A 14,661-nucleotide genomic window follows, 5' to 3' on the forward strand; every position below is an offset into this window, starting at 1 on the left:
TTGACAAGTGGATTTTTGTCTATATCTTTGTATCACTAAATCGCTGGGACGGAAACGGAAAGCGAAATAGTGAAGACTAAAAGCGGGAGTAGCTCAGTTGGTAGAGCGCGACCTTGCCAAGGTCGAGGTCGCGAGTTCGAACCTCGTCTCCCGCTCAAAAAAGGCAGATAAAGACGTTGTGTAAAACAACGTCTTTGTTTTTTAAACTCACCCTTCGGATGTCGTCCGGATGGCTTGCCGGGATGGTGGAACTGGTAGACACGCAAGACTTAAAATCTTGTGTCCGCAAGGACGTGCGGGTTCGATTCCCGCTCCTGGTACATTTTATAAAAGATAAAGGGCTGTAGATCAATGATTTACAGCCCTTTTTTGTTTTTTGAGCAACAAACTAGCAACAAAATTTAGGGATATCATCAGAAAGGACTACTAGTGAATTATTAGGTTTATTATATACACTAACGCTTTTATGATTTAAGAAGATTACCTCTCGCCTAAGGTGTTAATATTCAAGTTGCGATCACAATATATAATTTACTACATTTATAAACTGAGATCACTACTGGAATATCAAGCTCAATCCAGTGAGTAGTAGACAACTAAGCCATTTTTTGTCCTTTTAACATGTATTTAATAAGAAAGCAATATGCAATCATTATCTAAAGGATTTAATCTCAAAAGGCTATCTATTGAAAGAGCTTTCAAGATTAACTTAAACTATTTATTTAAGAGATTATTTAAAATCACTGGGTTTGAGGAAAGTTATTCTCAATTTGGAGAAGACTTAGCTATCAGACATCTGCTGTCTAACGTGGGCTTAAGAGATGGGGTATATGTAGATGTTGGCTGCAATCATCCATTAGAACATTCCAATTCTTTTAAATTGTATTTAGAAGGTTGGAAAGGAATCACAATTGACTTAAATAGGGATTCAATTTCGCTTCACAAAGTTGAGCGTAAAGCAGATATTCAAGTACATACTGCTATTTCTGATGAAGTAAAAGAAGTAAAAGTATTTCACTTTGAGAATAATAAGATTAATACTATAGATGAAAGCTTTTATTCAGTTATGAAGGATGTATTTAAGCCTAAATCTGAATATAGCGTAATAGAGACTAGAACTTTAACTCAAATTCTTGTTGAAGAGAATATCCCAGTTATAGATCTTCTTTTAATTGATGTGGAAGGCTATGATTTTAAAGTGTTGAAATCCTTAGATTTAAGAAAATATAGGCCAAAGTTAATAGTTATTGAACTTCATGATTTTAAATTAGAAGAATTCAATAAAGATGAGATTGTAATGTATTTAAAATCTATGAATTACAAGATAATTGGATTTTTAGCAGTGAATGGATATTTCCAAGATGAAAATATTTAATATTTCTGTTTAGATGTTTATAGGCAGGAATATAAATCGCAGGCGCTAGCATCAATACTTAGTTATTACTTTCTACTTTACCGCCTTTTTTCTATGTAAGAGAACTCAACTCTTTTAGGTCTTTGCTTCTGTTCGTGCGCGTACTGGCCTAGTCCTGCTTAATCTCTCCCTATCTAACGCGCGGGTAAGTAGGCATTAACCTTACTTTTTATAGTATAAGGTAGTGTCAGATTTTATCTGAATGGATGCGCTTGTATCATATTCCCATGTTACCTTAAGTATATACTCAGGCGTGGTAAAGAAGTAATGCCAGCCAATATTACTGAGTTCCTTTTCATAGGTATGTTCGCCTGTTGCAATCTGATAGGCTAAGGCATTAAATTCTTCATCATAAAAGACTATATCCTCTACATTTCTATACCAGGTAGAATGTAGAAATTTGCCTGTATGATGAATAAATTTAATTGTACTGCTCATACTAAGAAATACTAAGTCAGGACCTTTGAAGCCCTGCCTTTTCTATACGAGCGAACATACTAACATTTGCTAACATTTACCCCCTTTGCCTTTAATTTGGCAGTGAGTAATAATTACTGTCATGCGGTCGGGCTTGTTTAGCTCCAGTTAGGATCTTTACCCCCTACCCCTATACGCGCGATAATGTAAAGTTTTGACAAGTTTATAAGCTCCAGTAAGAAACATAGCTCTATCATTTACCTGTAGTTTGCCTTTGCCCGGGCTATCTTTTTGTTAAGCTCCTGTATTAGTTCAGGTTGTTCTGCTACTGTTTTGCACCCTACTAAATTCTTTATTTTCCTTTTCAGGTTGGAGTAGTATTCAGGCCTTTTATATACCTTTTGCTCCCTCATTACTTCTACATGATGTAGAATAGTATCTAATCCTTTTTCCTGAATGGCTAATATCAATAGCTGGTCCAGGTAATCTTTTTCTGTTTTAATCTTGCTAGTATCCATCTTTGCTAATCCTACTTTGTTTATTGCTTCATATTCATTGTGCCAACGGTCTATCATATCCATATAGAACCGTTCATCTGTTAAGGTGTCAGGTGTTATTACCGCTTGGTTTAATTGCTTAGGCAGGCGGGCCATGTAGCTAACTTCAAACCGCATCAGGTTCTTACCTTTGAATACATCAGGAATTGTTACCCTGTTCTTTTTGCTCTCAGCTATCTTGTTGTATGCCTTTACACTTCTTTGGCTGTTCTGATAGCTTATGCTTTTGGGTTGGGTTAGGCGGGTGTACCTAGGGCTTTGTCCTAAGTAAGGGTAATATAGCTCAGGTTTATAGGCTGTAATGATGTTATGTCCTACATCTACTCTTGTAACCTTTGCTTTATGTATTGGCAGGTGTAAAGTATCTGCCAACATTTCAAAGGCCCGCCTGCTATCTGAGCGGGTAAGGGTGTGCAGGTTAGTACCCAAGTAGAACTTTGCTAAACTGCCTTTGATGCTTACCCCGCTGTCTGAAATGCCTATTCTTAAATTACCTGCATTGCCTGTAATATAAGTTTTGTCTGTGTCCTGCCTGTAACTCTCTGATAGGTTGGTAAGGTAGTTTGGCAGGCAGTCCATTACAGAACCGCCTGCCTGTTCCTTTTCCAGGAACTGCCATATAGTACAGTACATTGCTTTGATAAAATCTATCAAGGTGTACTACTTACTATAAGGAACTATCATAATTAAAGAACGGCCGGGCCTGCTCTCTCAGGCTTTGCAGCTCATTGTCTAGATCTCCATCAATCAGGCGTTGGTAATAGGCCGGTACTAGGTTTCTGCCATTCAATATTACCAGTACTTCAATCTGGGTTATATCTGCATTAGTGATAAACAGATAGCAGTCGTTCCTGAAAGGGAAAAGCGGGTTAGGTTCGCCTTTACCTAACAGCCTGTTTGCATTAGGGTAGCCATACCCATATTCAGGATAATCTGTGTCTTCAAAGTAGATGCTGGATAGGTTTAGCCTGCCATTAGATAAAGCCCATTCTGCTAACCTTTTGTTATTGGCTTTTACAAACTCCCTGGCAGGCATTTTATACAGGTACTTTTGTCCTTTGCTATTGATGAAATTCATCAAACCTGTATAGCCTGTTGTGTTGGTGTAGGCTGTGCAATCTAACCTGCCTTTTGCCTTTATACCATGTTGAGCCTTTACTTCATCAGGCAGGATCTCAAACTTATAGTAAGCCGTTAGCATGAAGCACCTCCCATCTTTTTAAGAGTGATGTAGGTTGCTGCCTGCTCTTCTATGTCAGTATCATTTAAAGGCGTTACAGCGTTCCTTTGCAGCCATTGGTCTAACTCTAGCTTACTAAAGTAGATGTGCTTGCCCTGGGGCTTAAAATGCGGTATTTGTGCAGTAGATGTAAGCTTATACAGGTAGCTCTTAGATAAGCCTGTATAGCTTGCCGCTTCATCAAAGTTTAATACTGTTTTTTGGGTAAGGAGTAGGGTTTCTATATTCCTTAGCCTTTGCTCTAATTGTTGTAATTCCATTTTTCAGTTCTTGTTAAAAGTTGAAAAAATGGAAAGGCCTTTCCTGTGTCGTTATAACAAGAGTAAAGGTATGTAGGCAGGTAAAAGGAAAGAATAGATAGGGGTTTAGCAGTAATAGGGTATAAACTAGTTTAAACCTTTTAACACCTCATCTAATATTTGGTAATTCTTAGGCTTTCCTGGGTGTTTTATGTTTTTGTTGCTTAAATACCGGTCTTTGGATTGAGCCAAATTCCTAGCATTGGTAAAGCAAAACTCAGCAACACTCCATTGATTAATATTGAAATGTATTAGCCTATTGCTATAAATATAGTCTACAAAATAAGCTAACAGGTTTTTATCTCCTACCCAGTCAACAGGCTTTATTTTATTTAAAGGCTTTGCTTCAAAAACAGCCTTAAATTGGTCTAATGTAGTATTAGTATTTATTAGACCATTAGCAAGTAAGTTTTGGTGTAACTTAGGCAATTCTTCATTAGGATTGTTTTGCCATTTATAGCTAGTATTCTTATCTTTTAATAATTCCCTAAGTTGGTTTTCTTCATCAATGTTTGTATTTAAGAGTAAAAATGGTTCAGATGTGTTTTTTAATTGTTCAGCTTTAAACCAATTAAGCCACTTAAGGAAGTTTACATAAATAACATAATTTAGTGGCTTAGTGCCTTCTTCCATTGTTTTATATAAATCATATACATCATCAAAGTTGCCTTTTTCTGCATCGAATGAAAAATATTCTTCAACCTGTATTGCTGTCAAGAATTTATTTTTCCCATCTCCTCCCAATCTTGCCATAAAAACGGTTTCTGGTTGTTTATCTCTAAATTTATTAATCTTAGATTCTATCTTATCAATCCAATCTGATAAAATTTCATCTTTCACAAGAGACATATTAAAGTGAATAAAGAACATTCTTCTAAAGGCTTTTATAATGTCATTTACTCTTTTTATAAAAGCTTCTCTTATTCGTCGTTCAATCTTCATGAAATCATTTGGAGAAAAGTCATTTCTCAAATCATTCAAATACTCCCCCTGCACATTGCCATCTAACCAGTCTTGGTAAGTGTATTCATACTTCTCCATAGCTAAAAGTTAAAAGCAGGCTCTTTACACCCGCACGTTATGACTGTGATAAAACCATTAAATACCTAAATCAGGCAAGGCGTTTACAGCCTGCACTTTGCGTTCATCTGCAATGCTAAGGTATTTCTGTGTATGCTTAATTGAAGTGTGCCCTAAGAGCTGAGAAAGTGTTTTAATGTCATACCCTAACAGGAGTATGTTAGTAGCAAAGGAATGGCGGGCGCTGTGCCATGTAATGCGCTTTTCTATGCCTGCTCTTGTTACCCAATTCCTGATCGTTTTAGTTGAGCCCTCAAAACTTGGTAAGGGAAAGATAAGATCTTTAGGGCCGGCCTTTTCTCCTATCAGTTTAAGGGCGTTATTGTTTAGCCTAAGGCGGTTTACTTCCTGGGTTTTGTTCTGCTTAATCAGTAGCTCGTTATTGCTTATATGCTGCCATTTAAGCTCTTTGATGTCCCCAAATCTAAGGCCTGTATTGCAGGCAAACAGGAAAGCCCGCTTTATAGTCTCATTACCACAAGGAGTATTAGCAAGCTTCTTTACTTCATCTAAACTAAGTACTCCCTTATTCATGCCCCCGCTTTTAAATTTCAGGTTTTCAGGCAGTGGGTTCTTATGGAACAGGTTTTCTCTAAGACCATACTTAACTACTTTTCTAAAGCGGTTAAAGTATGTTAGCGGGCCTTCTCCAGTGTGGTTAGTTTCTAAGTAATCTTTATAGCCTATAATAAGGTTTTGGGTAAGCTCCTTACATTGCAATTTGTCTTTGCCATGCCTGTCTAGCAGGTAGGCTTTAAACTTCTTTAAACTGGCAGTAAGCACCCGCTTATCTGCTTTGGTATAAGTAGTGATGTAGGCTTGGTAGAACTTCAGGAAATCAGTACTGGTAAGGGCTTTGCTTTGCAGGTCATAAGTTCCTAGCAAGGCTTCTTCTGTTCGCTTGGCTTTGATGCGTTGTGCAAGTTCTAATGCAGCTTTGTTAGACTGTTTCTCTAAGGCGGTCTTAGGCTTATCTACCAGGTAAAGCTTTAAATATTCATATTGCCTTACCCCATCATTGTAGTAATCTAAGTAAAGGCTTATATTACCATTACTTAGCTTTCTTTGCCTTAGCCTTACAGGTTCTTTTGTGGTTGTTTTTTCACTTGCTTAGCTGCTGTTTTCCAATCTCTTACAATGTAATAAAACGGGATTTGTCGAGCAATAAACCAGCAACAAAACTTAGTAAATCATTGTCAAAACAAAGGCAAATAAGGCAGTGCTGAAAATTGAAAAAGTGCCTTTATTGATGTTTAAAGCCGGTTTTTATTTATTGTTGTTTGCCTATATTTAAAGGTTATGTACCCGCTCCTGGTACATTTTAAAGCCCCTGTAACGTAAGTTGCAAGGGCTTTTTGTTTTACATGTTATCAAAGATCTAGGCCTCAACCCGGTTTGTAATCAAATAGCCATCCTGATATTTCTTTATCCTGGTACCACTATACTTCTAAAGTACCTAAACTATTTTTATTAATCACGTATTATCCATAGTCAAGTGCTTTGATATCCCTTCCTCATTAGTTGGTAAAATTTTATGAACAGGTTTTTTCTATTTCTGGCATTCAGTGCTGTCAGTTTTTGTGCGATCGCACAAAAGGGTTTTCCAGTGCAGCACAAGATCTTTGTTGGTGGTGGTCTTTCGATGGCACCTGAGAGCTTGGCAGGTATTGAGAGTGCAGATAACAAGGGATATGTAGAAAATGGGCCTATTGTAGCCATTAATTATGTTGCTGGTCTGCATCGCTATTATGGAGCAGGTTTAACTATAGGGCATAGCCGCAATAACCTGAACGCTATAGCTGTGGCTAATTCCTTTTCGTCGGCTACAACCGTGCAGACCGAGGCTTACACGCTTACTTTTTTGATGGCTGACTTGTATGGTATGTTTCCGGTGAAGCAGTGGAATTTTTATGCAAAAGGCAGCTTGGGAAGTATGCTGCCGGATATATGGGAAATGAAAATTACCAATGATGTTGGCAGCGGCACTGTAAAGAGCGGGAAAAAGTTTGTACCAGCTTACGCAGCCGCACTAGGTGTAAATTATACTTTCGGGAAAGTAGATATTGGATTGGAATCTAATTTGCTGGCCTCAGAGCCTGAATTTGAAATGCAATTAAATCAATCTGTTTCTTACCGCAAACAATGGCTTTCAGCTTTTAACCATACCATTAAAACAGGTTTCCGTTTTTAAAGAATAACTTAAAGATTTTATCTTGAAAGGTCCTGCGCGCGGTTGGCATCAATAGCCAGCAAAATGTAAAGCAGGATAGTAAACGACCACAACGAAGAGCCACCATAGCTAAAGAAAGGCAACGGTATACCTACCACAGGCGCTAAGCCTATTGTCATGCCAATGTTTATCAGGAAGTGGAAGAAGATAATAGAGACCACACAATAGCCGTAGGTTCGGGCAAAAACTGATTTCTGGCGTTCGGCTATACTTACAATCCGGATCATCAGTAACAGGAACAGAACGATCAGAATAGTACTGCCTATCCAGCCATGTTCTTCACCAATTGTACAGAAAATAAAGTCAGTACTTTGCTCCGGTACAAAATCGAATTTGGTTTGTGTTCCTTCCAGAAATCCTTTGCCCCAGAAGCCGCCTGATCCAATAGCGATCTTGGATTGCGTTACGTTCCAGCCATAGCCAAGCGGGTCAGCTTCCGGGCTTATAAGTGCTTTGATACGGTTTTGCTGGTGCGGCTGTAGTACATCGTTTATAAAGTAGTCTACGCTAAAGATCATGCCTACTACAAGTATAAACAAGGCGATCATAGACTTAATACGGCGCATTAAGCGGTAATCCAGCCAAATGGCAGCTCCCATCAACACAGCAATACCAAGTATAAGGTATAGTTTCGGAACGAGTAGTGTAAGTATAAATATAGCTGCTGCAGAACCGCCAATAATCAGGATAAGCGGCGACATACCCTCGCGGAAGTATGCCAGTACAAAAGCGGCAAATACCAGTGCCGAACCTGTTTCATTTTGCAGTATGATAATGGCAGGCGGCAACAGCGTAATTACGGCCAGAATCATCTGATCCTTCATGTTCTGCTGGCGCAGGTTAACGCTGCTGAGAAAACGGGATGCTGCCAGTGCGGTGGCAAACTTAGCTAACTCAGCGGGTTGTAAACGCACGCCACCACCTAAATCGAGCCAGGAGCGCGAACCGGCAATTGGATTAGCTACAGCCAGTGTAAAGAGTAATAACAGTATTATAAAACCGTAGATAGGATAAGCAAGATGCTCAAATATCTTATAATCTACGGCCAGCAGCATGGTGATCAGGATAACAGATGTACCTATCCAGAGCAACTGCTTACCAGAGTTAATATCGAAGCTGAAGATATTGACCACGTTATCTGGGCTGTATACTACTGCGTAGATGTTCATCCAGCCCAGTGCTACCAGCAAGAAATATATACCTACCGTTACCCAATCCAGATTCTGCAGAATACGGCGTGACGTACGCTGGCTGCTTCGGGTAGCAATTTTATACTTTGGTATGGTCTGTTCTACTGGCATCTGTTAATCAATATTCAGGTATTCGCGGCTAAGTACCCATTTCTCTTTCCACTTATTTTTAGTAGAAACAGAATCGGTCAGGTATTTTTCCATCATCAGGCCGGCAATTGGCGCCGCCGACTGTGCTCCGAAACCCGCGTTCTCCACATAAACCGCGATTGCGATCTTTGGGTTCTCTTTTGGTGCAAAAGCTACAAATACAGCGTGATCTTTACCCTGTGGGTTCTCTGCTGTTCCTGTCTTGCCACATACTTCAATGCCTAAGTGCTCCAGCGAAGCATTACGCCCTGTACCAGATTTCACAACATCGGCCATACCCTGCACTACTGGCGGGTAATGAATGGCATCTACTGACGCATAATGCTTTTTCTGGTAATCGTTTAGCGGCTTACCATTTTCGCCAACTGCACGTACCAGGTGTGGCGTAATGTAATAGCCCCGGTTAGCTATAATAGCCATAAAGTTAGCCATCTGCAGGGGCGTTACACCTAATTCCCCCTGGCCTATACTTAGCGAGTAAATGGTAGAGAATTTCCAGCGGTTCTCCCCATAGATCTTATCGTACATCTTTGTAGAAGCGATAATACCTTGTTTCTCGTTTGGCAGGTCTATTCCCAGTTTCGTTCCGAAACCAAAGCTTGTAATTTGTTCACGCCAGTCAGCTAGGCCAAGTGCTGTATCTTTAAATGTATTTGGGGATTTACCCTGGTTTATTGTTGCCCGAAACACCTGGTAAAAGTATGGGTTACAAGATGTTTTAATGGCAATCGAAAGATCAGTAGGGGCCTGGTGTGCGTGTGAGCATGTTACCAATGCCTGGTTACACGGGTAGCCTGTATTTGGTGTGATGACGCCTTCCTGTAAAGCAATAAGTGCCTGCGCCAGCTTAAAAATAGAGCCGGGTGGGTTACTGCTTGCCATGATCGGGCGGTTGAACATTGTTTTGTTCGGGTCGGTAAGCAGCTGCATGTAATTCTTTCCGTAGTCCTTACCGGTAAACAGATTCGGATCATAGAATGGGGCAGAGATATAAGCCAAAACTTCACCAGTAGATGGTTCTATTGCTACCACACTACCTTTAGCGCCATTCATCAGGTACTCGCCATACTTCTGCAGCTCCAGGTCTATAGTGCTATACAGGTTCTTGCCAGCTACCGAAAGTGTATCATAGGCCCCGTCTTTAAAAGGTCCTTTCTCGATGCCTCGCACGTTTACCATGATGTGTTTGACACCGCGCTGACCCATCAGGTACTTTTCATACTCCAGCTCTATACCGCTTTTGCCAATATAGTCGCCGGGGCGGTAGCCTTTATAGTTGCTGGTGTCTTCTAATTGGTTCGGGCTGATTTCGGCAATATACCCTAGTGCATGCGACAAACTGCTGTGCGAGTAACCGCGTGCTGTACGGGCGTTTATATAAAAGCCAGGGTAGTCGATCAGGTTATCCTGTATGTGAGCAATATCCTGAGTGGTAAGCTTTTGATAAAAGATGGATGGCTTAACTGGTGAATAAGCTCTTGCTTTTTTCAGGCGTTCGCGCACATCCTCTAAAGGAAGATTTAACAGTTTTGATAAGCGTAGGGTATCCAGCTGTTTTGCTTCCTTAGGTACTACCATCAGGTCGTAAACAGGAGTATTCTCCACCAACAGTTTCCCGTTACGGTCATAAATAAGGCCACGGAACGGGTATTGGATAACTGTTTTAATAGCATTGGTTTCAGCGGCTTGCTTATAGCTGCTGTCTACTACCTGTATGTAAAACAGGCGAAGGGCAAACACAATGCCGACCACTACAAAAATGGCCTGAATAATGTACTTTCTGTTTTCTAAGTAATTCATGTACTATCTCTTCACTCTCTTTGCAGAGAAGAACAGTAATTGGAGTATCACGACTACAACCCCTGTAAATAAGGTGCTCAGCAGGATCTTTACTAAAGTATACCACTCAAAGCTGATGATTTCTAAAAAGAATACAGCGGCATGGTGTATTACAATAAGTATAGATGCATATGTCAGGAACCAGTTCCAGCCCATAATGTGCAGGTTGGCTGAGTCACTCGATTCGTAACCATCGCGGGGTGTTAGAAGGTTCAATATATGAGGGCGTAAAAATGCGAGTAGCACGCTTGCCGCCGCATGAATGCCCATGGTATCATAGAAAATATCTACAGTAAAGCCAACTATAAACCCGAGCAGGAGCAACACAAGTCTGTTTATGTTGATCGGTAGGAATAGCAGAAAGGCAATATAAATGAAGCAAAAGCCTGTACTGAAGAGCACTAAGTTATCAAAAAGCAGGATTTGCAGTGCTACAAAAAGTATGAACTGCACGATATGTCGGATGCCGAAGGTGCTATTCATTTGGGAGTATGCCTGCGTTATGTTCTAAAGTATCGCGTTCTGCTTTCTGTGTATTTTCAACTACATACACATAAGAGAGCTGCACAAAATCTACCGCTAATTTAACCTTTACTGTAAAAAAGCTTTTATCTGCTTCTCTGGTAACCGAGCTAACAGTGCCCACCATTATACCTTCCGGGAAAACAGTGTTGTAGCCACTGGTTACAACTGTATCGCCTTTGGCTAACTTAACGTGCAGCGGAATATAGTCAAGTATAGCCATGCGATAGTCTCCGCCCTGCCATTTTATAGTTCCGAAAGTTTCGTTGCGCTTTACTTTAGCCGATATCAGCATTTGCGAGTGCAGCAGTGAAGTAACCGTAGAATAATTGTCAGATACGGTTTTAACACGCCCAACTACGCCATTAGATGCAATAACCCCCATGCCTGGCTGTACTCCATCTTTTGTACCGATAGAGAGTGTCAGGTAATTATTGGTGCGACGTACTGAATTGTTGATAACCTTACCCGCATGAAGTATAAATGTCTGTGGGCCCGTTCTAAGCGAATCAACTATAGTTGTATCTGCAGGCACAACCAAAGTTGTATCCAGTTTGCTGGTGCTGGCAGTTATACTTACCTGCTTATACTTCATTACTTCCTGGCGGAGCAAGGCATTCTCGCGGGCCAGCGTGTTGTTCACTGTTGCCAGGCTGAAGTAGTCTGTAACACCACTCTGGAACTCCAGCACGCGCCCCACATACCTGTTGGCTGAGTTAAAGAAAGCTGCGCCCTGATACGTGTTGTACTGCACGATCAGGTAAATGCACAACGCTTCCAGCAGCACGAACACCAGGAACGCACGGAACCGATAAATAAACGCAAAAAGATTCCGCATTTGGGCCTGTTACGTAAGCAGAACGTTTTTAAAGCCTTCGATATTTTTAATGGCAGCTCCTGTGCCACGCACTACCGCTCTTAACGGATCTTCGGCGATGTGAATAGGAAGCTTGGTCTTGGCAGCCAGACGCTTATCGAAACCACGTAGCAATGCACCACCACCTGTCAGGTGTATACCATTGTCGTAGATGTCAGCAGAAAGTTCAGGCGGAGCAATCTCCAGGGCCTTCAATACCGCTTCTTCTATCTTAGAAACTGATTTGTCAAGAGCTATGGCGATCTCCTGGTAAGTAACCTTGATAACTTTAGGAATACCAGTCATCAGGTCGCGGCCACGGATTTCATAGTCTGCTGGCGGGTTCTCGATCTCTGTAAGAGCGGCACCAACTTCAATTTTAATTTTCTCGGCAGAGCGCTCACCGATCAGCAGGTTGTGCTGGCGGCGCATGTAATCAAGAATATCTTTCGTGAACACATCACCGGCCACACGGATAGACTGGTCGCAAACGATACCAGAAAGAGCTACTACAGCGATCTCCGTTGTACCACCCCCGATATCCACGATCATAGAACCGATAGGTTGCTCCACGTCAATACCGATACCGATAGCTGCTGCCATTGGCTCCTGGATCATCCAAACTTCTTTAGCGCCGGCGTGCTGCGCAGAGTCACGTACGGCACGTTTCTCCACCTCCGTAATACCCGACGGAATACAAATTACCATGCGGTGCGAAGGCTGGAACAAGCGACGGCCAGTGTCGATCATCTTGATCATACCACGGATCATCTCTTCGGCAGCGTGGAAGTCGGCGATTACACCGTCTTTCAGCGGACGAATGGTTTTGATATTCTCGTGTGTTTTTTCGTGCATCTGCATTGCCTGGCGACCAATGGCAAGTACTTTGCCCGTTGTTCTGTCCACGGCAATGATCGACGGTTCGTCAACTACGATCTTATCGTTGTGTATGATCAGGGTATTTGCGGTACCAAGGTCAATGGCTATATCGCTGGAGAAAAAATTAAAAAGTCCCATTTTGTATATGTGCGGGCGTGCGGTAGCCCTTTTTATATTTCAAATATACTATAATTATTGAGTATAAACCCGGCGCAAAATTAGTGATTTTACACACAATTTATAATGAACTGTTACAGTAGTGCTTGCTTTTTTAAAATTAACCTTATAAAAATGTGTCTGCGGCTGTATTTCAGGGGTATAACGGTAGTTTCAGGTATAAATTGAATAGCACTAAGTTTTTGATTTCAGGAAGTTTGGATGACTATAAAGCAAAACTCCCCGACTAAAGTATAGCCGGGGAGTTCTGATTATCGAAAGTATTAACAGCTTAATGTTTAAAGTGACGAACACCAGTCATGACCATAGCCATACCATGTGCATCGCAGTAGTCAATAGAATCCTGGTCTTTGATAGAACCGCCTGGTTGTACCACTGCTTTTATACCTGCTTTATCAGCAATCTCCACGCAATCCGGGAAGGGGAAGAAGGCATCAGATGCCATTACCGTTTTGCTTAGGTCAAACCCGAAGCTGTTCGCTTTTTCGATCGCCTGGCGTAAAGCGTCAACACGTGAAGTCTGGCCTACACCGCTGGAGAACATCATTTTGTCTGTTGCTAAAACTATAGTATTAGACTTTGTGTGCTTGCAAACTTTAGCTGCAAAAACCAGTGCTCTTTTTTCTTCAGCAGTTGGTTCGCGTTTGGTAGCGGTCTTAAAGTCGGCTTCGGTTTCGGTTTTCAGATCTTTGTCTTGCTCAATTACGCCGTTCAGTAGTGTTTTGAACTGTTTTTTCGGCAGCTCCACGTTGTTTTGCTTTAACAGGATGCGGTTTTTCTTGGTCTTCAATAGCTCCAGGGCATCGTTATTAAAGGCAGGCGCGATCAGTACTTCAAAGAAAAGCTTATTTAACTCTTCAGCCGCAGCTATGTCTATACTTCTGTTTGCGATAATTACACCACCGAAGGCAGACACCGGATCAGAAGACAGGGCATTAAGGTAAGCTTCTTTTATAGTTTCACCGGTAGCGCAACCGCAGGCGTTGGTATGTTTAAGTATAGCTACAACCGGTTCGTCAAACTCAGCGGCAAGGGCAACGGCTGCATCCACGTCTACCAGGTTGTTGTAAGAAAGCTGCTTACCGTTTAGTTGCTCAAAAAGTTCGTCGAGTTTGCCGTAGAAAGTACCCTTTTGGTGCGGGTTCTCGCCGTAGCGGAGCGGAGTAGCTTCGCGTATACTTTGCTTGAATGGCTGCTCTTCTGCATTACCATTTATATAGTTAAAGATGTGGGTATCATAGTGCGACGAAACATCGAAGGCCTTGGCAGCAAAGCGTTTACGGTCTTCCAGTTCAGTAGCGCCATTTTTCTCCTGCAGCAAAGTCACCACCTCATCATACTGCTCTCTTGACGACACAATCAGCACGTCTTTAAAGTTCTTGGCAGCAGCACGAATCAGGGAAATACCTCCAATATCAATCTTTTCAATTATATCTGCTTCCGAAGCGCCGGATGCTACGGTTTCTTCAAAAGGATAAAGGTCAACTATAACCAAGTCTATTGGCGGGATCTCAAATTTTTCACGCTCTGCAATATCGCTGTCGTTATCGCGACGATGCAAGATGCCTCCGAACACTTTAGGGTGAAGCGTTTTAACACGGCCACCGAAAATAGATGGGTAAGCGGTCAGGTCTTCTACGGCTACTACCTCAGCGCCCTGCTCTTCCAGGAAAGCCTGCGTGCCGCCTGTAGAGTAAATCGTAACATTGTGCTGTTTCAGGAGCTCCACGAGTGGCTCCAGGCGGTCTTTGTAGTAAACTGAAATAAGTGCCGATTTGATTTTAACTGGTTGCATGGGTATGGGTTGAGGA

Annotated in this window: 14 protein-coding genes, 2 tRNA genes and 1 pseudogene; 4 read left to right on the plus strand and 13 right to left on the minus strand. The window is 41.6% G+C overall.

From position 1 onward, the window contains the following. Window positions 1-82 precede the first annotated feature (82 nt). The 3 genes from MJ612_RS12265 to MJ612_RS12275 all read left to right on the plus strand — a co-directional run bounded on the left by MJ612_RS12265 (window position 83) and on the right by MJ612_RS12275 (window position 1,375). A tRNA-Gly gene (locus tag MJ612_RS12265) sits at window positions 83-155 on the plus strand. Between the two features lie 81 nt (window positions 156-236). After that, window positions 237-320: transfer RNA gene (locus MJ612_RS12270), tRNA-Leu, on the plus strand. Between the two features lie 323 nt (window positions 321-643). After that, complete coding sequence (locus MJ612_RS12275) at window positions 644-1,375, plus strand: FkbM family methyltransferase (RefSeq protein WP_187031782.1); 732 nt, start codon at window positions 644-646, stop codon at window positions 1,373-1,375. Window positions 1,376-1,576: 201 nt separating this feature from the next. Here the strand turns inward: MJ612_RS12275 and MJ612_RS12280 are convergent, their stop codons facing one another. From MJ612_RS12280 to MJ612_RS18445, 7 genes and pseudogenes are all read right to left on the minus strand, one after another. Beyond that, window positions 1,577-1,852, minus strand: a complete 276-nt coding sequence (locus MJ612_RS12280) for a hypothetical protein (RefSeq protein ID WP_187031780.1) — start codon at window positions 1,850-1,852, stop codon at window positions 1,577-1,579. Window positions 1,853-2,088: 236 nt separating this feature from the next. Further along, window positions 2,089-3,021 carry a phage/plasmid replication domain-containing protein gene (locus MJ612_RS12285; protein ID WP_187031778.1) on the minus strand — a complete coding sequence of 311 codons (933 nt, stop codon included), beginning with the start codon at window positions 3,019-3,021 and terminating at the stop codon, window positions 2,089-2,091. Between the two features lie 34 nt (window positions 3,022-3,055). Next, entirely contained in the window at window positions 3,056-3,589 is a 534-nt protein-coding gene (locus MJ612_RS12290) for a hypothetical protein (protein ID WP_187031776.1), read from the minus strand. Continuing rightward, window positions 3,583-3,888 carry a helix-turn-helix domain-containing protein gene (locus MJ612_RS12295; RefSeq protein ID WP_187031774.1) on the minus strand — a complete coding sequence of 102 codons (306 nt, stop codon included), beginning with the start codon at window positions 3,886-3,888 and terminating at the stop codon, window positions 3,583-3,585. The genes MJ612_RS12290 and MJ612_RS12295 overlap by 7 nt, the downstream gene beginning before the upstream one ends. A gap of 126 nt (window positions 3,889-4,014) precedes the next feature. Then, window positions 4,015-4,968 carry a hypothetical protein gene (locus MJ612_RS12300; RefSeq protein WP_187031772.1) on the minus strand — a complete coding sequence of 318 codons (954 nt, stop codon included), beginning with the start codon at window positions 4,966-4,968 and terminating at the stop codon, window positions 4,015-4,017. Window positions 4,969-5,025: 57 nt separating this feature from the next. Beyond that, window positions 5,026-5,892, minus strand: a complete 867-nt coding sequence (locus tag MJ612_RS12305; RefSeq protein ID WP_187031770.1) for a site-specific integrase — start codon at window positions 5,890-5,892, stop codon at window positions 5,026-5,028. Window positions 5,893-5,910: 18 nt separating this feature from the next. Further along, window positions 5,911-6,075 (minus strand): annotated as a pseudogene (locus MJ612_RS18445) (Arm DNA-binding domain-containing protein); the annotation flags it as partial. 538 nt (window positions 6,076-6,613) lie between these two features. On the opposite strand from MJ612_RS18445, the gene MJ612_RS12310 reads away from it, so the two are divergent. Further along, window positions 6,614-7,198 (plus strand): hypothetical protein, encoded by a 585-nt coding sequence (locus MJ612_RS12310; protein WP_250419172.1) that lies wholly within the window; start codon window positions 6,614-6,616, stop codon window positions 7,196-7,198. Window positions 7,199-7,215: 17 nt separating this feature from the next. Here the strand turns inward: MJ612_RS12310 and rodA are convergent, their stop codons facing one another. From rodA to purH, 6 genes are all read right to left on the minus strand, one after another. Next, window positions 7,216-8,538, minus strand: a complete 1,323-nt coding sequence (rodA, locus tag MJ612_RS12315; protein WP_187031765.1) for a rod shape-determining protein RodA — start codon at window positions 8,536-8,538, stop codon at window positions 7,216-7,218. Between the two features lie 3 nt (window positions 8,539-8,541). Beyond that, window positions 8,542-10,377: a penicillin-binding protein 2 gene (gene mrdA, locus MJ612_RS12320; protein ID WP_187031763.1), complete on the minus strand. Its 1,836-nt coding sequence runs from the start codon at window positions 10,375-10,377 to the stop codon at window positions 8,542-8,544. A gap of 3 nt (window positions 10,378-10,380) precedes the next feature. After that, window positions 10,381-10,899 (minus strand): hypothetical protein, encoded by a 519-nt coding sequence (locus MJ612_RS12325; protein WP_187031761.1) that lies wholly within the window; start codon window positions 10,897-10,899, stop codon window positions 10,381-10,383. Then, window positions 10,892-11,776: a rod shape-determining protein MreC gene (gene mreC / locus MJ612_RS12330; RefSeq protein ID WP_187031759.1), complete on the minus strand. Its 885-nt coding sequence runs from the start codon at window positions 11,774-11,776 to the stop codon at window positions 10,892-10,894. Before mreC ends, MJ612_RS12325 begins: the two co-directional genes overlap by 8 nt. 9 nt (window positions 11,777-11,785) lie before the next feature. Then, a complete protein-coding gene (locus MJ612_RS12335; RefSeq protein ID WP_162346886.1) occupies window positions 11,786-12,811 on the minus strand; it encodes a rod shape-determining protein in 1,026 nt (341 codons plus the stop codon). A 310-nt stretch (window positions 12,812-13,121) separates the two neighbouring features. Beyond that, the gene (gene purH / locus MJ612_RS12340) at window positions 13,122-14,645 is read right to left on the minus strand and encodes a bifunctional phosphoribosylaminoimidazolecarboxamide formyltransferase/IMP cyclohydrolase (RefSeq protein ID WP_187031757.1); all 1,524 of its coding nucleotides are present in this window, start codon (window positions 14,643-14,645) and stop codon (window positions 13,122-13,124) included. Window positions 14,646-14,661 lie beyond the last annotated feature (16 nt).

Source organism: Pontibacter deserti, from assembly GCF_023630255.1.
Taxonomy (GTDB): Bacteria; Bacteroidota; Bacteroidia; order Cytophagales; family Hymenobacteraceae; genus Pontibacter; species Pontibacter deserti.